The sequence below is a fragment of the Rhizobium sp. Leaf453 genome, assembly GCF_001425605.1.
In the GTDB taxonomy this organism is placed as follows: Bacteria; Pseudomonadota; Alphaproteobacteria; order Rhizobiales; family Rhizobiaceae; genus Pararhizobium.
In genome coordinates this window covers 86,147-103,848 of record NZ_LMRG01000030.1, presented here as the reverse complement: position 1 = coordinate 103,848, position 17,702 = coordinate 86,147, and the positions used below count along the sequence as shown (strand labels likewise).

Here is a 17,702-nt window from a genome sequence, read left to right as displayed (position 1 = left end):
CATCAGGTAAAAGATTCAACCTGATGCCCTGATCTGGCCGCCAGAAGAAACACCACGGAGAACACGATGTCCAACCGCCTGAATGCCACGCCCAACGATCTGAGGGCTTTCTGGATGCCCTTCACGGCCAACCGGCAGTACAAGAAAGAACCCCGCATGTTCGTCAAGGCGAAGGACATGCACTACACGACCCATGACGGACGCCAGGTGCTGGACGGCACCGCTGGCCTCTGGTGCGTGAATGCCGGCCACTGCCGTCCGCTGATCACAGAGGCGATCCAGCAGCAGGCGGGCGAACTCGATTATGCACCGGCTTTCCAGCTCGGCCATCCCAAGGCTTTCGAACTGGCAAACCGCCTGATCGACATCGCGCCTGATGGCATGGAACATGTGCTCTATACCAATTCCGGCTCGGAATCGGTCGAGACCGCGCTCAAGGTGGCGCTCGCCTATCACAAGGTGAAGGGGAATGGCTCGCGCACCCGCCTGATCGGCCGCGAGCGCGGCTATCACGGTGTGAATTTCGGCGGCATCTCCGTCGGCGGCATCGTTTCCAACCGCAAGATGTTCGGCACGCTGCTGACCGGCGTCGATCACATGCCCCACACGCATCTGCCGGAAAAGAACGCCTTCACCCGGGGCGAACCGGAGCATGGCGCCGATCTCGCCACCGAACTGGAACGCATCGTCACACTGCACGACGCCTCGACCATCGCTGCCGTCATCGTCGAGCCGGTCGCGGGCTCGACGGGCGTCCTCATTCCGCCGAAGGGCTATCTGCAGAAGCTGCGGGATATCTGCACCAAGCACGGCATCCTGTTGATCTTCGACGAAGTCATCACCGGTTACGGCCGCCTCGGCACGCCGTTCGCCGCCCAGTATTTCGACGTCAAACCGGACATGATCGTCACCGCCAAGGGTCTGACCAACGGCGTCATTCCAATGGGCGCCGTCTTCGTCACGGCCGAAATCCACGACGCCTTCATGAGCGGCCCAGAGCACATGATCGAGTTCTTCCACGGCTATACCTATTCCGGCAACCCGATCGCCTGCGCCGCCGCACTCGGCACGCTCGACACCTATCGCGACGAAGGCCTTTTGACCCGCGGCGCCGAACTCGCGCCCTACTGGGCCGATGCGCTGCACTCGCTCAAAGACTGCCCGCATGTCATCGATATCAGAAACATAGGCCTGATCGGCGCTATCGAACTCTCCCCGATCGCCGGCGAGCCGACCAAGCGTGCCTTCTCCGCCTTCCTGAAGGCCTATGAGAGCGGCTACCTGATCCGCACCACCGGCGACATCATTGCCCTTTCGCCGCCCTTGATTATCTCGAAGGCTGAGATCGACGAGTTGATCGACGGCATCCGCAAGGTGCTGATCGCCAACGCCTGATGACCGATACCGGCGAGCGCCCTTCTTGAGGCGCTCGCCGGGCACATTCGGCAGAGAACTGCTTTGTCCGTGGTCTTCGCGTCTCGGACGAAAGAATCAGTCGGGACGACCTGATTTTGAAACCGGCCGCGCTCGCCGCGACACGGTAAATTGAACAAATATTTCGCAATTGCCCAGAAAATCGCCTTGCGAAATCCGTAAGCGCTTCATAGACCCATGGGCATGGGAAGGACCTGTTCGCAGAAGACGGGGGCCATCAGCGCGGGTTTGCTTCGATCGGAGGGATTGCTCCGCACGGCTGGCGATCACGACGCTGGCACTGCGGGGAACCAACCCATCCAAGGAGAAGCAAGATGAATTTCAAGACACTGTCGGCAACCACCCTCGCCGCCTCACTGGCCTTTGCGCCGCTCGCCCATGCGGAAATCGTCATCGGCCTGATCGCGCCACTGACCGGTCCGGTCGCCGCCTATGGTGACCAGGTGAAGAACGGCGCCCAGGTCGCCGTCGACCAGATCAACAAGAACGGCGGCATTCTCGGCGAACAGGTCGTGCTGAAGCTGGCTGACGATGCCGGCGAGCCCAAGCAAGGCGTTTCGGCCGCAAACCAGATCGTCGGCGACGGCATCCGCTTTGTCGTTGGCCCGGTGACGTCGGGCGTTGCCATGCCAGCATCCGACGTGCTGGCTGAAAACGGCGTCCTGATGGTCACGCCGACGGCAACGACGCCCGATCTCACCAAGCGTGGTCTCGCAACAATCTTGCGCACCTGCGGCCGTGACGACCAGCAGGCCGAAGTCGCTGCTGCCTATGTTCTGAAACAGTTCAAGGACAAGCGTATCGGCATCCTCAACGACAAGGGCGCCTACGGCAAGGGTCTGGCCGATTCCTTCAAGGCGACGCTGAACGCCGGTGGCATCACGGAAGTCTTCAACGATTCGCTGACACCCGGCGAAAAGGATTTCAGCGCGATCACTACGCGCCTGAAGGCCGAGAATGTCGATATCCTCTATTTTGGTGGCTATCACCCGGAAGCGGGCCTTCTGGTTCGCCAGTTGCGTGACATTTCCGCTCCGATCCAGGTGATCGGCGGTGACGGCCTGTCCAACACCGAATTCTGGAGCATCGGCACGGATGCGGCAGCCGGCACCGTCTTCACCAACGCTTCTGACGCACTGAAGAACGAAAACTCGAAGGCGGCAGTTGCGGCCCTGCAGGCCGCCAACATCCCGCCGGAAGCCTTCACGCTGAACGCCTATGCCGCTGTCGAAGTCATCAAGGCCGGTATCGAAAAGGCCGGCAGCGCCGAAGATGCGACGGCGGTTGCCACCGCGCTGAAGACCGGCGAGCCGATCACCACGGCGATCGGCAATGTCACCTACGGCGAAACCGGCGACCTCACCTCACAAAGCTTCTCGCTCTACAAGTGGGACGGCGGCAAGATCGTCGCCGCCGAATAAACGGAAGCAGCAATACTGGCAACGGGCGCTTCGGCGCCCGTTTTCATTGGGATGAATGGCCACACCTCCCGCTATCCCTGTGCATTATCGTGCGACAGCGTTTATGCTGACGCAAAACGGCAGGCAGGAAGCAGGATCATCATGAGCAAGAGACTGGAAACGCTGATCGATCAGGGCACCGGACGCGTGCCCGCAGACATCGTGCTCAAGGGCGGCCGCTTCTTCGATCTCGTCACCGGCGAACTGGTTGCCTCCGATATTGCCATCAGCGGCGACCGTATCGTCGGCACCTGTGGAACCTATCAAGGCTCTCAGGAGATCGACATTTCCGGCAGGATCGTCGTCCCCGGCTTCATCGACACCCATCTGCACATCGAATCCTCGCTGGTCACCCCACATGAATTCGACCGCTGCGTCCTGCCCTATGGTGTGACGACAGTGATCTGCGACCCGCACGAAATCGCCAATGTGCTCGGTACTGAAGGCATCCGGTTCTTTCTGAACTCCGCCCTCGAAACGATCATGGACATCCGCGTGCAGCTGTCGAGCTGCGTGCCGGCGACGCATCTGGAGACCTCCGGCGCCAATCTGCCGATCGAGAAACTGCTGCCGTTCCGTGACCACGAGAAGGTCATCGGCCTTGCCGAATTCATGAACTTCCCCGGCGTCATCCACAAGGATCCCGTCTGCCTCGCCAAGCTCGAAGCCTTCCAGGGCGGCCATATCGATGGCCATGCCCCGCTGCTGCGCGGGCTCGATCTCAACGGCTATCTCTCCACCGGCATCCGCACCGACCATGAATGCACGAGCGCCGAGGAAGCGCTCGAGAAGATCCGCAAGGGCATGCACATCCTCGTGCGCGAAGGCTCGGTTTCCAAGGACCTGCACGCCCTGATGCCGATCCTGACGGAGCGCCTCTCGCCTTTCCTCGCGCTCTGCACCGACGACCGCAATCCACTCGATATCGCCGAACAGGGTCACCTCGACTACATGATCCGTGAGGCGATCGCGCAGGGTGTCGAACCGCTGGCGGTTTACCGGGCCGCCTCGATCTCGGCCGCGCGCGCTTTCGGTCTTCGGGATCGTGGGCTGGTCGCGCCCGGCTGGCGCGCCGATCTCGTGGTCGTCGATACACTCGAAAACTGCAAGGCGGACATGGTCTTCGCGGCCGGTCGATTGGTCAACGACGCCCTGTTTGCCACCCGCCGCGCCGTTGCGCCCGTCGGCCTCGACAGTGTCAAGGCGGGGCACGTGAACGCCGCCGATTTCGGCGTGCCCTATGCCGACGGCGAGACCTCGGTGATCGGCGTCCTTCCCGGCAAGATCATTACCGAACACCGGCGCTTCAAGCTGCCGGCATCGGGCAATCAGGCCGGCGTCGATCTCGGCCGCGACATCATCAAGGTCGCCGTCATCGAGCGCCACGGCGTCAACGGCAACCATGCCAACGGTTTTGTCCAGGGTTTCGGCCTGAAGAAGGGTGCCATCGCCTCGACGGTCGGTCATGACAGCCACAATATCTGCGTTGTCGGCGTCAACGAAGACGACATGGCGCTCGCCGCCAATCGCCTCGGCGAGATCAAGGGCGGCTTTGTCGTCGTCGAGGATGGCAAGGTCACCGGCGAAATCGCGCTGCCCGTCGCCGGCCTGATGAGCCTGGAACCCTACGAGAGTGTTCGCGACACGCTGCATCACCTGCGCGAGGCGGCCTTTGCGCTCGGCGCCACTCTACAGGAACCCTTCCTGCAACTGGCCTTCCTGCCGCTCCCGGTCATCCCGCATCTGAAGATTTCAGACATGGGGCTGGTGGATGTCAACAAGTTTGCGCTGATCGGGTGAGCCTGTCTAACGCAGAAAATCTTCGGAAATATCGCGAAAGCCGCTCAGCACACGAACCACCGTTAAAGCCGTCCCATCGAACGTGTAAAAGATGATGTAATTGCCGACTGGAAAGCTGCGAAGGTCGGCGTGAAGTTCCGGCCGCGGACGCCCTGCCTCAGGCCGGTCCGACAGCCGATCGGCAGCAGCATCGTTGTCGCGCGCGATGTAGCGCCAGATATCGATCAGATCGGCTTTTGCCCTCGGCGATCGCCTGAGATCAAGCACCACGGGCAGACTTCGACGCTGATAAACGAGCCTCAGCCTTTATCGATGCCATGTCCAGGTCTTCGGGGTCGCCGCTTGCAAAGCCGTCGTTGATCGCTGCTTTCAATGCTTCCAACTTGGCGGCCCGCAATTGCTCCCGCTCCTCCAGAACACGCAGCCCATCCCGAACGACTTCGCTGGCACTGGCATAGCGGCCGCTCTCCAGCAAATCACGTATAAAGCCTTCGTAATGAGTTCCCAATGTGTAGCTCGATGCCATTGGCTTTCTCCCAAGCGTCAGTCTCGATATTATATCAGTTTATGATACTTTCACCAGTAGCCCGCGTGGCGAAGGTCAGCCCATCCGCCCGCAGAACACATCCAGCGCCTCAAGCGATATCTCGTCGCCATCAAACCCGGGCGTAAATCCCGGCATCGGCACCGCCTCGGTGATCAGAACACCCTTGGGTAAGGTTATCGTCTGCGGCCCCCGCCGAAGATTGAAGACGAACAGCAGCTTCTCGCCGGCCTTTTCACGCACGAACATCAGCAGGTCTTGATTCGTCTCAACAAAGTGCATGCCGCCGTCGAGCAGCGGCGCATGCTGTTTGCGGAAGCCGAGCGTCTGGCGATAGTGTGCGAGGACGGAATCCGGCACGCTCTCCTGCACGTCGGCGGCAAGCGGGCGGTGTTCCTTCGGCACCGGTAGCCACGGCTTGACGTCGGAGAAGCCGGCAAAATCGGCATCCTTTTCCCAGACCATCGGCGTGCGGCATCCGTCACGCCCCTTGAAGGCCGGCCAGAAGCGGATGCCGTAGGGGTCGCGCAGGTCGGCAAGTTCGAGTTCCGCTTCGGGTAGAGCCAGTTCCTCGCCCTGGTAGAGGCAGATCGAGCCACGCAATGCCGCCAGAACCGAGATCGCCAGCTTGGCAACGCGATCGCGTTCCTCGGCCGTCTGCGCAAAGCGGCTGATATGGCGCGTAACATCATGATTGGAGAAGGCCCAGCAGACCCAGCCATCGGTGACGGCGTCCTGGAAGGCGGTGACGCAGCGGCGTATATGGGTGGCCGTGAAATCCGGCCCGAGAAGGTCGAACGTATAGCACATCTGCAGCTTGTCGCCGCCGCCGGTATAGGCGGCCACGGTCTTCAGCGAGCGAGCGCCATCGCCAACCTCGCCCACCGACGCGCGATCGCCGAACTCATCCAGAAGAGCCCGGAACCGCTGGAGGAAGCCGATATTCTCCGGCTGGGTCTTGTCATAGAGATGGTTCTGCATCCCGTAAGGATTGACGTCGGGTGCGTCGAGACCGATCGCATCTTCGTCATAGACCAGTGGCGGGTTGTCGCGCAGTTCTTTGTCGTGGAAGTAGAAGTTCACGGTATCGAGACGGAACCCATCCACGCCGCGCTTCAGCCAGAACCGGACGGTATCCAGCAGCGCATCCTGAACCTCCGGATTGTGGAAGTTGAGATCCGGCTGGGAGGCGAGAAAATTGTGCATGTAATATTGCTTGCGCACGCCGTCCCATTCCCACGCGGGGCCGCCGAAGATCGACAGCCAATTGTTCGGCGCGGTGCCATCCGGCTTCGGATCGGCCCAGACATACCAGTCGGCTTTCGCATTCGTGCGGTCGGAACGGCTTTCCTTGAACCAGGCATGCTGGTCGGATGTATGGGAAATCACTTGGTCGATGATGACCTTGATGCCGAGCTGATGCGCCTTTTTCAGCAGTGCATCGAAATCCGCGAGCGTGCCGAACATCGGATCGACATCGCAGTAGTCGGAAACATCGTAACCCATGTCGGCCATGGGCGAAGTGAAGAATGGCGATAGCCAGATCGCATCGACACCGAGGCTTGCGATATAGGGGAGCCGCTGCGTCACACCCTTGAGGTCGCCCGCCCCGTCGCCCTTGGTGTCCTGAAAGGAGCGCGGATAGACCTGATAGATCACCGCGCCGCGCCACCAATCGGGATTGGACTTCAAGGAGGATGCCATCAAAAACTCCGCGATCACAAGGATATGCTCAAGATGTATCGTTGCCGCCGCCGGGAGTAAACGGCATTCTGTGGCGCCGCAGCATAATGAGGCGAAGAAGCCGGAGCACGTGTCTATCACGCGCAGCCGCTTGCGTTCCGCGCCCACAAGCCGTATCCCGGCTTTCGCAAAACGGCGCGACCAGCGGGGGGGATTTCATGGGCGGCAGGCTGCTTTCGATCGGGGAATGCATGGTGGAACTCATGCAGGCCGAAGGTGATCTGCTTCGCAAAGGCTATGCCGGCGATACGTTCAACACCGCCTATTATGCCCGCAGCTTCCTGCCACAGGAGTGGTCGGTCGACTATCTGACCGCCGTCGGCAACGATACTGTCTCGAACGACATGCTGGCCTTTATCGAAAAGACCGGTGTTGGCACCAGCTATATCCGCCGCGTCGCGGGTCGCTCCCCCGGCCTCTACATGATCCATCTCAAGGATGGTGAACGCAGCTTCTCCTATTGGCGCTCCGTCTCCGCCGCCAAGACGCTCGCCGATGATGCCGATCATCTGCGCACCGCCATCGAAGCCTCCGACATCCTCGTCTTTTCCGGCATCACGCTGGCCATCCTGGCGCCGACCGGCGTCGAAACGCTACTGTCCGAACTGCGCCGCGCAAGGGCGGCGGGCAAAACGGTCGTGTTCGATCCGAACATCCGGCCGCGCCTGTGGGATGACCAGACCTACATGCTGGAAACGATCACCGCCGGCGCCCGCGCTGCAAGCCTTGTCATGCCAAGCTTCGATGACGAAGCAACGCATTTCGGCGATGTAGTCGTGGCAGCCACGGTTGCCCGCTACCTCGGCCTCGGCGTCGACAATGTCGTCGTCAAGGACGGCGCGGCCGGCGTCACGCTTGCCTTCGGCGATGCCGCACCGGATTTTGTCGCCTCCGCGAAAGTGGACAGGATCGTCGATACGACCAGTGCCGGTGACAGCTTCAACGGCGCCTTCATTGCCCATTATGCGCGCTCCGGCGATCCCGTCTCCGCCGCCCGCTTCGCGGCGTCGGCTGCGGCTGCGGTCATCCAGCATCACGGCGCCCTGATCCCGCGCGATAAGCTACCGTCGTTTTAAGCCCTCGACATCTGATCGTTTCGGCACCAAGATCGATCCGTTCGGCACCGTATCGTGCCGATGATCGCCCTATCCTGCGCTTGTCAACGAAGCAAAGGAGATCGCGATGACGGGAAGATTGATGACCTTGGTGGCAACGACATTGATGGGCGCGAACATGGCTTCGGCCGCAGACTTTACAGCGACCAGCAACGACTTAGCATCGGGCAAGGTCGCTGAGGCGCAGTTCGCCAACGTCTTCGGCTGCACCGGCGCCAACGTCTCGCCGGATATCAGCTGGTCAAATGCACCGGAAGGGACCAAGAGCTTCCTGGTCACTCTCTACGACAAGGATGCGCCGACAGGTTCCGGCTGGTGGCACTGGGTGGTCGCGAACATCCCGGCAGATGCAACGTCGCTGAAGTCCGGCGCCGGCAGCGAGGCTGGCCGATTGCCGCAAGGCGCGATCATGACGCCGACCGATACCGGCATGGCCGGCTACGGCGGCGCGTGCCCGCCTGAGGGCACGGAACACGATTATACGATCACCGTGAAGGCGCTCTCGGTCGACAAGCTGCCCGTTCCCGACAATGCCACGCCGGCGTTGATCGGCTTTGTCAGCAACATGAACACGCTCGCCGTGGCGACAGTCTCGGCGAAAGGAAGTCGATAGGAACAATGTCGAGAAATCGTCTCGCTTACGAACAGGACATGCCGCGCGGGGCGAACCCGCCGCGGCATGTCGGCATTGCCGGGCACAGCGAGGCCATGACCGCCGTCCACAAGCCTGACACGGACAGGCAGGAAGCAACCCACCGGATATTCGTTCGTCCTTCCGTCGGCGCCGCCGCCCGGATCATCCAGCACAACCGGTTGCGTTATTCCAACATTGTCATCGCCCGCCCGGTGATCATTCTCGTCGAGCACGGAACGAAAATCCTGCGCCTTGGAGAGACCGAACTGACGATCAAGGCCGGTGGCGCGGTGGCGCTCAGCCAGAACCAGGTCTTCGACGTGGTCAATGAAGCGGATGAGAACGGTGTCTATCAGGCACGCTGGGTCGCCTTCGATCCCGAACTTGTCGCCGCCTACATTCCAACAGGAGGGCGGGCGATCGAGGTCGGGCTGACCATCGGCAGCCCACCGAAGAGTTTTCTCGATGCCTATGATCTGGCGACCGAGGCGATCGCGAACCCGGAGGGATCACCGGAGGTCATCGCCCTGCACCGGATAAAGGAACTGCTGATCTGGCTCGATCTGTGCGGCGGCCATTTTAGCCTGCCCCGCCCCACGGGCTTCGAGCCGCGCGCCCGGGAGCTTCTGATGGCGAAACCGGGGTATGACTGGACGGGGGAGAAACTGTGCCGGAAACTCGGGGTCAGTCCGGCAACGCTGCGGCGCAAGCTTGCTGCGGAAGGATGGTCGTTCCAATCATTGCTGACCGATGTCCGAATGTCCGTCGCCATGCAACTGCTGCAATCCACCGATCTGCCGATCCTGCACATCGCCCAAGATGTCGGTTACGAATCGCAATCCCGCTTTGCGCTCCGATTTCGCGCCCGGTTCGGTTTTGCCCCGAGCGCCATTCGCGGCCACAAACGGTAGAGCCGTTACCGCTTCTTCTTCCGCCCTTCGAACGGATTGTCGGCGGCCCTGAGATGAATGCGGATCGGCACGCCAGGCATCTCGAAATCGGCGCGGAGACCGTTGGTGAGATAGCGGAGATAGCTTTCCGGCACGGCATCGGGACGCGTGCAGGAGATCATGAAGCCAGGCGGACGGGCCTTGACCTGGGTCATGTATTTCAGCTTCAGACGGCGGCCGGACACGGCCGGTGGCGGGTGCTGGATCAGCTGCCCCTCAAGCCACTTGTTCAGCCGCGCGGTCGAAATACGGCGGTTCCACACCTTGTCCGTATCGATGATCGACTGCATCAGCTTGTCGAGGCCATAGCCCGTCTGGCCGGAAATCGGCACGGCGCGAATGCCGCGTGCCTGCGGCAGCAGGCGTTCGGTCTTCTCGCGCAGATCGGCCAGCAGTGCCTGCGGGTCTTCGACCAGATCCCACTTGTTGAAGGCGAGGATCGCGGCACGGCCTTCGCGCACGACGAGATCGACGAGCTGCAGGTCCTGCTTTTCAAACGGGATGGTCGCATCGAAGACGATGACCACGGCTTCGGCAAAACGGATGGAGCGCAGGCTGTCGGCAACGGAAAGCTTCTCGAGCTTTTCCTGCACGCGCGCCTTCTTTCGCATGCCGGCCGTGTCGAACATCTTGATGGTGCGACCGCGCCATTCCCATTCGACGGAAATGCTGTCGCGGGTGATGCCGGCTTCCGGACCGGTCAGCAGCCGGTCTTCGCCGAGAAAGCGGTTGATCAGCGTCGACTTGCCGGCATTCGGGCGGCCGATGATGGCGACGCGCAGCGGCTTGGTCTCGTCATATTCCGGCTCGAACTCCTCGTCCTCGAAGTTCTCTTCGCCACGCAGGTCGATATCGGTCTCGGCTTCATCGATCTCGGGCGGAAAGGCGCGGTCCTCGCCGATCGCAGCGACGATCGCATCGCGCAGATCGATCATGCCCTGGCCGTGTTCGGCCGAGATCGCGACGGGCTCACCGAGACCCAGCGTAAAGGCATCGTAATAACCGCCATCGGATCCCTTGGCTTCCGACTTGTTGGCAACCAGCACCACCGGCTTGCCGCGACGGCGCAGCATTTCGCCGAGCGTCTCGTCCGCCGGCGTCAGGCCATACTTGGCATCGACAACGAACAACGTCAGATCGGCCTCGTCGATCGCCGCTTCCGTCTGTAGCCACATCCGGCCCTGCAGGGTTTCCGGACCGGATTGCTCGAGACCAGCGGTATCGATGATGGTGAAACGCAGATCGACGAGCTTGGCATCGCCCGGCCGCCGGTCGCGGGTCACGCCGGGCGTGTCATCGACAAGCGCCAGCTTCTTTCCAACCAAACGGTTGAAAAGCGTCGACTTTCCGACATTGGGGCGCCCAACGATGGCGACGGTGAAGTTCATCGAATAATCCTGTCTTCAGGGCCAGATATGCAGGCAACCCATGCCGCCCGCAGACCCCTGAGTTTCGTATCGGCCGCTCAGGCGGCCTTTCCGCTCGCGGTGATCAGATCGAGCAGCATCTGGGCGCGGTTCGCAAGGTTGCGCGGCGTTTCCTGGTCATCGGCAATCTGCTGGAACCAGGTCTTGGCCTTGGCCATGTCGCCAGCCTTGTACGCGGAGAGACCAAGCACCTCGCGCGCCGAATGGCGAAGACCATTGGCGGGAACGGCCAGCAGTTCGACCTCGGCCGAAACCTGCTCATAGGTGCCGGTATCGACCAGCAGGTAAGCGGCGCGGATGCGTGCGGCGTCGCGCATGGCCTGCGGCAGGCTGCCATCCTTGGAAATATCGGAGAAGACCTGCACGGCACCGGCCACGTCGCCCTTCTGCGCCTGCAGGGTCGCGGCGCGCATCTTGGCCAGAACCGGATAGGCGCCATAGCCGTCCTTTTCGAGCGCCGTCAGGGCAGCGATCGCCTCGTCGGTCTTGTTCTCCCGCGACAGCGTCAGCGCGGCGAGGAATTCGTCGCCTGACTTCGACGCGGAGGTCTCGTGCCAGTATTCGTAACCGACCTTGCCGATGGTGCCGAGCACAATCAGGATGGCGATACCGATGATGATGCTGCCGAACCGGGTCCAGACAGCCTTCACCTGTTCGGAACGCAGTTCCTCATTGACCTCACGGATAAAGCTGTCGTCCTGGTTCGCCATTCCTAAGTTCCGGTCGCCCGGCCTTCCCTGCAGTGATGAATGTAAAGATTTCCGCGCTTCTACCGTATTTTGAGGCAGTTGTAAGGGGGCAGCGTGAATTAGCGCCGCTTACCCCATCACAATCGGTGCAACGCCGATCAGCCATTCATGCAATTTCCAGATAAACAGCAGATAGGCAACCACACCGATCGCCACGGCCAGGATGTCGCTGGAGCCGGAACGGAACACCGGCAGCACCTGTTCACCCGCGCGCTGGCGCCGCTTCATCGAGATGCGCATGATGACGGCCCAGGCGAGAAACGAGCCGAACAGGATGACGGAGGACGTCTCGCCATTGGCCAGCAGATGAGCCAGCGCCCAGATCTTGATCGACAGGATCTGCGGATGCTTGAGCGCAACCGCGATACGACCAGCCGGCAAAAAGCCGGCGGCAAGACAGATGAAGGCCAGCAGCATCAACAGCAGCGCGATATGCTTCAGGAAGACCGGCGGATTGTAGAGCATGCCGGTCGTCAGCCGCGCTTCGCCGAAGCCGTAGATGACAAGACAGAGCCCGACCAGGCTGATGACGGCATAGAGCCCCATCCAAACGCCCTTGCCGTTGCGCTCGATGACGGAGGCCCGCAGCTCCGGCGCGACGACGCGTACCAGATGTATGCCCAGAAAAATGACGATCCCCAGAACCAGCAATGCCATGATATCGACCCGTTTCGTTAAAATTTTCGCCTTCTCGCATAGCCGGATCGTATCCAAGATGAAAGGCTAATCACGGGATTGCCGCATTCTGCGCGCAGGGAACACAATCCCGCCACTGCCGCCCAAGGTTTCCGCATGCCCAGACTTTCTGCCGCCCTCGCTCTCGCGCTGACGCTGACCCCGACGTTTGCCGGTGCCGTGCAACCGCCCGTCGCCACTCCGCCCAAGCAATTGGTCATCATTTCATTCGACGGCGCGCATGATAACCGGCTGTGGGACAAGAGCCTGGATATGGCTAAGCGCACCGGCGCGCATTTCACCTATTTTCTCTCCTGCACCTTTTTGATGACCCGCGCCGATGGCGGCAGGGCCTATCAGGCCCCGGGCCACACGGCCGGGCGTTCCAATGTCGGCTTTGCCCAGAGCCAGGAGGAAATCCAGACACGGGTGCGGCATATCTGGCAGGCGCATCTCGATGGCCACGATATCGGCAGCCATGCCTGCGGCCATTTCGACGGCAAGGACTGGAGCAAGAAGGACTGGGATACGGAATTCACCGCCTTCCATTCCGCCCTGGAAAACGCCTGGAAAGCGGGCGGCATCAGCAACGAGGAGCCACAAGGCTGGGCGGATTTCGTTGACAACGATATCAAGGGTTTTCGCGCGCCCTATCTTTCGCTGAGCGATGGCTTGCTGCCCACCCTGAAGCAGCATGGTTTCGTCTATGACGCCAGCCTCGTCACCAAGGGGCCGGATTGGCCTGCGTCCGCCGAAGGCATGCCGCGTTTCGGCCTGCCGCTCATTCCCGAAGGTCCGAGCCAGCGCCGCGTCATCGGCATGGACTACAATCTCTTCATTCGCCATTCGATGGGCGTCGAAAACCGCAAGGACAGCGCCGCCTTCGAAGAACGCACGCTCGACGCCTATCGCAAGGCCTTTGAGCACGAATACAATAGCAGTCGCATTCCCCTGCAGCTGGGCTTCCATTTCGTCGAAATGAACGGCGGCGCCTATTGGCGCGCCCTCGACCGCTTCCTCACCGAAACCTGCAGCAAGCCGGAGGTCGCCTGCGTCAGCTATGAGCAGGCCCTGCCGCTGATTGCCAAACAGAAAAAGGCGGATCGCTCCGCCTTTTGATTGTTCTGGAATTTGGTGCAAGTTTGAGCGAACCCGTCACGCGCTGACGGGTTCGTCATCCTCCGTCTGCCGCTCAAGATAGCGCTGGTCGATATCCGGCAGCGGTTCATCATCGATCGCAGCCTCGAACGCCTTCAGGCGCTTGTAGATCGACAACAGTTCGACAATCGTCGTCCAGGAGTTCACCAGATACTGGAAGGATTCGCGCACCTGCCCGAAGACATTCTGTATCTGGCTCATGACACCGAGTGTCAGCTTGCCGGCGACGATCGACGGAACGAGGACGAGCGTGCCGAACAGGTTGTCCGCCTGCAGATAGAAAATGCGGGCGACGTTGAAATACATGTAGTGGAAATAGAGCCGGAAATAGTTCTTCCGCACATTGGCGAAGAGTTCCTTCACCGTCGGTGGCTGTGCCCGGTCGGCATGATCTTCGCCATAGACGAGTTCCTTACGATAGGCCGCCTCGACACGCTGATTGCGGAACTCCAGGCCGGGAAGCTTGATCCCGACCAATGCCAGGAAAACCGTCCCGAACAGCGACCAGCAGATCGCCGCCCACACGAGCGCGTGCGGAATTTCGCCGATCAGTGGAAGCTCGGTCACCGTGCTCGAAAATTTGAAAAGCACGGGCAGAAACGCGACCAGCGTCATGATCGAGCTGACGAGGCTGACACCCAACCCTTCCATCGTGCGCGAAAAGCGCATCGTGTCATCCTGCACACGCTGGGAAGCACCCTCGATATGACGCAATTTGTCCCAATGGGACATGTAGAAATCGTTCATCGCCGTGCGCCAGCGAAAGACATAATGGCTGACGAAGAAGAGGTTGAGCACGCCAATGGTGATCGCGACGAATGCAATCCCTGCAAATCCCACCATGCCGAGATAATAATCCATCGCCGTCGGGATCGGCGCAGTGCGCGCAAGACCGCGCTGAATCATGTCGTAGAACGGACCGTACCAGGCATTGATGGCCACACTTACCTGCACCGAAAAGTAGGTCGCGAACACGATCAGAGCTGAGCCGAGAACAGACCACCTCTGCCAGGGATGCGGCCGGAAGGTAAACCAGAAGGCAGAAAACAGCCCGACCATGACCGCGTAGTAGATATAGAACCACAGGAAGGACGGCGACCAGAAGACTGAGACCCCGACCACAGGCTCCTGACCGGGAGCGAGCGGCGGAAGCCCGATCAAGGCACCGAACTGCTCACCGCCGACATACCAGACAACGACGGCAACCAAGGCCCAGAGCAGAGCGGACAGAAAGAACAGGCGCGGAGAAGGAAAGAAGGAAATGAACAAATCAAACGCTTTCGTTGGCGATGAAGCAGGGCTTGCCGGAACCTAGGGCAAAAGCCCTGCCCTGCCAATCACGTCAAGCTAATGTTACCGTTATTTAATCGGCAGCCGCCTATCGGCTCGCGGCCACGATACGGCGCATCTCCACGCAGATCAGGGCCGCGCAGAAGAGCAGCACGCCGGCCGCCAGCAGGGTCGGCAGGCCGAAACTGCCGCTGCCTTGCGCCAGCCAGCCCGCTACCAGCGGCCCGATGATCTGGCCGACACCGAAGGCTGCGGTCATGAAGGCGAGCGCCTTGCGGGGACTTTCCGGTGCCAGCGCCCGGCCGATCTGCAGGCCATAGGCGGTGACCATGATGAAGGTAGCGCCAAGCATCAGGCCGCCGATCAGCGGTGCCGCCGGAGACGGCAGCGCGACCACCAGAACGAGACCGATGGCCTCGACCAGCAGTCCGGCGAGGTAAACGCCGACAATGCCGAGACGCGGCACCGCATGGCGCCATACATAAACCGAAACGGCGCTGCTGAGCCCGGTGATCAGCCAAGCGAGAAATTCCACCGTGTGATCCGTCGCGCCCTGCCGCGCCATGGCCACGAGGAACGTCGCGGTGATGACATAGCCGAAGCCGAACAGGCCATAGGTCAGGGTGACGACCGTGAGCGGCCGCGTCCAGACCAGCGGCTTTTCCCTGTCGCTGGCCGCCCCCGCCGCCGGCCCGCGCGGCAGAAGCATGGCGACAACGGCCGTTCCCGCGAAAGCGATGGCCGCGCCGCCGAACCAGGCCGCCTGCCAGCCTGCTACAGTGCCGAACCCTTGCGCCGGCAGGAGGAACACCATGACCGACGAAACCGCGATGCCGATGCCGACGCCGCCGAAATGCGTTGATTGAACATGCGGATTGCCGGCCGCAAGCCCCCGGCTCAGCACGATGGCGGAGGTAAAGATCATCGTGAAGGCGCTGGCAACGCCCGCCAGGAACCGGATGACGGAAAAGGCAACGAGCGAGGTCGTCAGCCCCATTGCCAGGAGCAGGATCGCGGTGGAAACGAGTGCCGAAAGGCTGATCATCCGCTCACGCCCGGCGGCCCAGCCGTATCCTGCGGCAATAGCACCGGCGAGATAGCCGATGAAATTGGCCGACGCAATGATACCCGCATCGGCCGGCGAAAGACCGAGCCGGGCCATCATGCCGGGCAGGATCGGAGTATAGGAAAAGCGGCCAAAGCCCATGGCAACCGCCATGGCAATAGCGCCTGCAAGGGCTGTCGGCATCAGGCTTTCATGTGGGGAATTGTCTGCGCTGCTCATGGTTTACATATCGCAACGCAGCATGACCGGCACAAACGACAAAATTTGATGTTGTCGTTCAGCGCTGTGAATGCGTGCGGAAGGTCAGCCCGGTAGGGTAACGACCAGCGGCCCGTTGCGGGTCACGACGACGGTGTGCTCGTACTGCACCGTCGGCGCGCGCGGTTCGCTGTAGAGCGTCCAGGCATCGTCGCCGCCTTCGGCCCATTGTGCGCCGAGCGACAGGAACGGCTCGACGGTGAAGACCATGCCCTCGGTCATCCGGCGCTTCTCGTGCTTGTCCGGCCAGGTGGCGATCTCGGTCGGCTCCTCATGCAGCGAGCGGCCGACGCCGTGGCTGGCGAGGTTGGTGACAAGCGTGTAGCGGTTCTTTCTGGCAAAGGCGCCGATGGCATTGCCGATGGCCGCGAGTGGCTTGCCCGACTTCACCTCGTTCAACCCAACCCACATGGCGCGCTTGCCATCCCGGCAAAGGCGCTCGATCTGCGGCTTGACGGGCGACAAAGCGAAGGAAGCGCCGGTATCGGCAAACAGCCCGTTCTTCTCGGCGGATACATCGATATTGACGAGATCGCCGGCTTGGATGACGCGCGAGCCCGGAATGCCGTGCGCCACTTCCTCGTTGACGCTGATACAGGTCGCGCCCGGAAAATTATAGGCGAGTTCCGGCGCCGAACGGGCTCCGGCATCTTCCAGAACCTTGCGGCCGATGGCATCGAGTTCGGCCGTGGTCATACCAGGCTCCATCGCCCCGGCCATCACCTGGATCGCATTGGCGCAGATGCGGCCGATTTCCTTCAGCCGCTCCAGATCTTCATCATTGTTGAGGGTCATCGTCTCTCGCTTTCGGCTGGTTATGTAACCCGCCGAACGCCTTCGTTCCAGTCGTCAGTCCGATGAAAATGCACCTTTGGCACTAACAGCGCCCATTCCTGGCAGCAGAATGTCAGCGGACTTTCCAGGCGTAATGGGTAATGGGGTCGCCGGTTTTTGGATGACCCCCCTCCCCAATGCGAACCAGCCCCTCCCTTTCATAGAAGCGCATGGCCTTGCCGTTTGCCGATCGGGTGAAAAGCGTAAAGCCGCACGGCATCGTCCGAATTGCATGAGCGAGCAGCGCTCGGCCCACCCCGAAGCCAAGCGAACCGGGATGGACGAACAACTGGTCCAGCACCGCTTCCTTCGGCTTGAGTGCGATAAATCCGATCAACCGGCCACCAACAGCCGCGACCGTCACATCCCAGCCGCCCGCCAGTTCCAGATCAACGCGTTCCAGCATCTCGCGCTGCGTCGGCATGAGAGCGGGGCCCACACCCGGCAGGCTTGCGCTCGCATGCCAGAGTGCGGCAATCGCGTCTCGATCACCTTCGGCGCCGGGCCGCAGGGCAAAGGCATTCATGTCCACAATCTTGTGCTCCCCGTGCAGCCGGCCGGCGGA

The 17,702-nt window shown here is 61.4% G+C and carries 17 protein-coding genes; 7 read left to right on the top strand and 10 right to left on the bottom strand.

Annotation, left to right across the window (positions count from 1 at the left end; all coding sequences use genetic code 11):
• Positions 1-66 precede the first annotated feature (66 nt).
• From ASG68_RS28320 to ade, 3 genes are all read left to right on the top strand, one after another.
• Positions 67-1,395, top strand: a complete 1,329-nt coding sequence (locus ASG68_RS28320) for an aspartate aminotransferase family protein (RefSeq protein ID WP_062576866.1) — start codon at positions 67-69, stop codon at positions 1,393-1,395.
• Positions 1,396-1,748: 353 nt separating this feature from the next.
• A complete protein-coding gene (locus ASG68_RS28315; protein WP_062576863.1) occupies positions 1,749-2,855 on the top strand; it encodes a branched-chain amino acid ABC transporter substrate-binding protein in 1,107 nt (368 codons plus the stop codon).
• 141 nt (positions 2,856-2,996) lie between these two features.
• Positions 2,997-4,694: an adenine deaminase gene (ade, locus tag ASG68_RS28310; RefSeq protein ID WP_062576860.1), complete on the top strand. Its 1,698-nt coding sequence runs from the start codon at positions 2,997-2,999 to the stop codon at positions 4,692-4,694.
• 6 nt (positions 4,695-4,700) lie between these two features.
• Here ade and ASG68_RS28305 read toward each other — a convergent pair whose 3' ends face one another.
• From ASG68_RS28305 to ASG68_RS28295, 3 genes are all read right to left on the bottom strand, one after another.
• Positions 4,701-4,964, bottom strand: a complete 264-nt coding sequence (locus tag ASG68_RS28305) for a type II toxin-antitoxin system RelE/ParE family toxin (protein WP_062576858.1) — start codon at positions 4,962-4,964, stop codon at positions 4,701-4,703.
• Entirely contained in the window at positions 4,954-5,220 is a 267-nt protein-coding gene (locus ASG68_RS28300; RefSeq protein WP_062576856.1) for a type II toxin-antitoxin system ParD family antitoxin, read from the bottom strand. The genes ASG68_RS28305 and ASG68_RS28300 overlap by 11 nt, the downstream gene beginning before the upstream one ends.
• A gap of 75 nt (positions 5,221-5,295) precedes the next feature.
• A complete protein-coding gene (locus tag ASG68_RS28295) occupies positions 5,296-6,942 on the bottom strand; it encodes an alpha-glucosidase (protein WP_062577099.1) in 1,647 nt (548 codons plus the stop codon).
• Positions 6,943-7,139: 197 nt separating this feature from the next.
• Here ASG68_RS28295 and ASG68_RS28290 point away from each other — a divergent pair, with 197 nt between their 5' ends.
• The 3 genes from ASG68_RS28290 (at position 7,140) to ASG68_RS28280 (ending at position 9,641) form a co-directional block, all read left to right on the top strand.
• Positions 7,140-8,057, top strand: a complete 918-nt coding sequence (locus tag ASG68_RS28290; protein WP_062576854.1) for a sugar kinase — start codon at positions 7,140-7,142, stop codon at positions 8,055-8,057.
• Between the two features lie 106 nt (positions 8,058-8,163).
• On the top strand, positions 8,164-8,709 hold the full coding sequence (locus tag ASG68_RS28285; protein ID WP_062602510.1) for a YbhB/YbcL family Raf kinase inhibitor-like protein: 546 nt from the start codon (positions 8,164-8,166) through the stop codon (positions 8,707-8,709).
• A gap of 5 nt (positions 8,710-8,714) precedes the next feature.
• Positions 8,715-9,641 carry an AraC family transcriptional regulator gene (locus ASG68_RS28280; RefSeq protein ID WP_062576850.1) on the top strand — a complete coding sequence of 309 codons (927 nt, stop codon included), beginning with the start codon at positions 8,715-8,717 and terminating at the stop codon, positions 9,639-9,641.
• A gap of 5 nt (positions 9,642-9,646) precedes the next feature.
• On the opposite strand, the gene der is transcribed toward ASG68_RS28280, so the two are convergent.
• The 3 genes from der to ASG68_RS28265 form a co-directional block, all read right to left on the bottom strand.
• Positions 9,647-11,068, bottom strand: a complete 1,422-nt coding sequence (gene der / locus ASG68_RS28275) for a ribosome biogenesis GTPase Der (RefSeq protein WP_062576848.1) — start codon at positions 11,066-11,068, stop codon at positions 9,647-9,649.
• A gap of 77 nt (positions 11,069-11,145) precedes the next feature.
• Positions 11,146-11,817, bottom strand: a complete 672-nt coding sequence (locus ASG68_RS28270; protein WP_062576846.1) for a tetratricopeptide repeat protein — start codon at positions 11,815-11,817, stop codon at positions 11,146-11,148.
• A 108-nt stretch (positions 11,818-11,925) separates the two neighbouring features.
• Complete coding sequence (locus ASG68_RS28265; protein WP_062576844.1) at positions 11,926-12,513, bottom strand: NnrU family protein; 588 nt, start codon at positions 12,511-12,513, stop codon at positions 11,926-11,928.
• A 135-nt stretch (positions 12,514-12,648) separates the two neighbouring features.
• On the opposite strand from ASG68_RS28265, the gene ASG68_RS28260 reads away from it, so the two are divergent.
• Positions 12,649-13,650, top strand: coding sequence for a polysaccharide deacetylase family protein (locus ASG68_RS28260; RefSeq protein WP_062610312.1), 1,002 nt, complete (start codon positions 12,649-12,651; stop codon positions 13,648-13,650).
• 36 nt (positions 13,651-13,686) lie between these two features.
• Here the strand turns inward: ASG68_RS28260 and sbmA are convergent, their stop codons facing one another.
• The 4 genes from sbmA to ASG68_RS28240 form a co-directional block, all read right to left on the bottom strand.
• The gene (sbmA, locus tag ASG68_RS28255; RefSeq protein ID WP_062576840.1) at positions 13,687-14,958 is read right to left on the bottom strand and encodes a peptide antibiotic transporter SbmA; all 1,272 of its coding nucleotides are present in this window, start codon (positions 14,956-14,958) and stop codon (positions 13,687-13,689) included.
• Positions 14,959-15,067: 109 nt separating this feature from the next.
• Positions 15,068-16,264, bottom strand: a complete 1,197-nt coding sequence (locus tag ASG68_RS28250; protein ID WP_082478146.1) for an MFS transporter — start codon at positions 16,262-16,264, stop codon at positions 15,068-15,070.
• Positions 16,265-16,348: 84 nt separating this feature from the next.
• Positions 16,349-17,098, bottom strand: coding sequence for a type I methionyl aminopeptidase (gene map / locus ASG68_RS28245; protein ID WP_062576838.1), 750 nt, complete (start codon positions 17,096-17,098; stop codon positions 16,349-16,351).
• Positions 17,099-17,210: 112 nt separating this feature from the next.
• Positions 17,211-17,663: a GNAT family N-acetyltransferase gene (locus tag ASG68_RS28240; protein WP_162243560.1), complete on the bottom strand. Its 453-nt coding sequence runs from the start codon at positions 17,661-17,663 to the stop codon at positions 17,211-17,213.
• Positions 17,664-17,702 lie beyond the last annotated feature (39 nt).

What these genes read in the sequence shown, in the direction of transcription:
- ASG68_RS28320 (WP_062576866.1), top strand. Translation starts at nt 67, where the DNA reads ATGTCCAACCGCCTGAATGCCACGCCCAACGATCTGAGGGCTTTCTGG.
- ASG68_RS28315 (WP_062576863.1), top strand. Translation starts at nt 1,749, where the DNA reads ATGAATTTCAAGACACTGTCGGCAACCACCCTCGCCGCCTCACTGGCC.
- ade (WP_062576860.1), top strand. Translation starts at nt 2,997, where the DNA reads ATGAGCAAGAGACTGGAAACGCTGATCGATCAGGGCACCGGACGCGTG.
- ASG68_RS28300 (WP_062576856.1), bottom strand. Translation starts at nt 5,220, where the DNA reads ATGGCATCGAGCTACACATTGGGAACTCATTACGAAGGCTTTATACGT.
- ASG68_RS28295 (WP_062577099.1), bottom strand. Translation starts at nt 6,942, where the DNA reads ATGGCATCCTCCTTGAAGTCCAATCCCGATTGGTGGCGCGGCGCGGTG.
- ASG68_RS28290 (WP_062576854.1), top strand. Translation starts at nt 7,140, where the DNA reads ATGGGCGGCAGGCTGCTTTCGATCGGGGAATGCATGGTGGAACTCATG.
- ASG68_RS28285 (WP_062602510.1), top strand. Translation starts at nt 8,164, where the DNA reads ATGACGGGAAGATTGATGACCTTGGTGGCAACGACATTGATGGGCGCG.
- ASG68_RS28280 (WP_062576850.1), top strand. Translation starts at nt 8,715, where the DNA reads ATGTCGAGAAATCGTCTCGCTTACGAACAGGACATGCCGCGCGGGGCG.
- der (WP_062576848.1), bottom strand. Translation starts at nt 11,068, where the DNA reads ATGAACTTCACCGTCGCCATCGTTGGGCGCCCCAATGTCGGAAAGTCG.
- ASG68_RS28270 (WP_062576846.1), bottom strand. Translation starts at nt 11,817, where the DNA reads ATGGCGAACCAGGACGACAGCTTTATCCGTGAGGTCAATGAGGAACTG.
- ASG68_RS28265 (WP_062576844.1), bottom strand. Translation starts at nt 12,513, where the DNA reads ATGGCATTGCTGGTTCTGGGGATCGTCATTTTTCTGGGCATACATCTG.
- ASG68_RS28260 (WP_062610312.1), top strand. Translation starts at nt 12,649, where the DNA reads ATGCCCAGACTTTCTGCCGCCCTCGCTCTCGCGCTGACGCTGACCCCG.
- ASG68_RS28250 (WP_082478146.1), bottom strand. Translation starts at nt 16,264, where the DNA reads ATGAGCAGCGCAGACAATTCCCCACATGAAAGCCTGATGCCGACAGCC.
- map (WP_062576838.1), bottom strand. Translation starts at nt 17,098, where the DNA reads ATGACCCTCAACAATGATGAAGATCTGGAGCGGCTGAAGGAAATCGGC.
- ASG68_RS28240 (WP_162243560.1), bottom strand. Translation starts at nt 17,663, where the DNA reads ATGAATGCCTTTGCCCTGCGGCCCGGCGCCGAAGGTGATCGAGACGCG.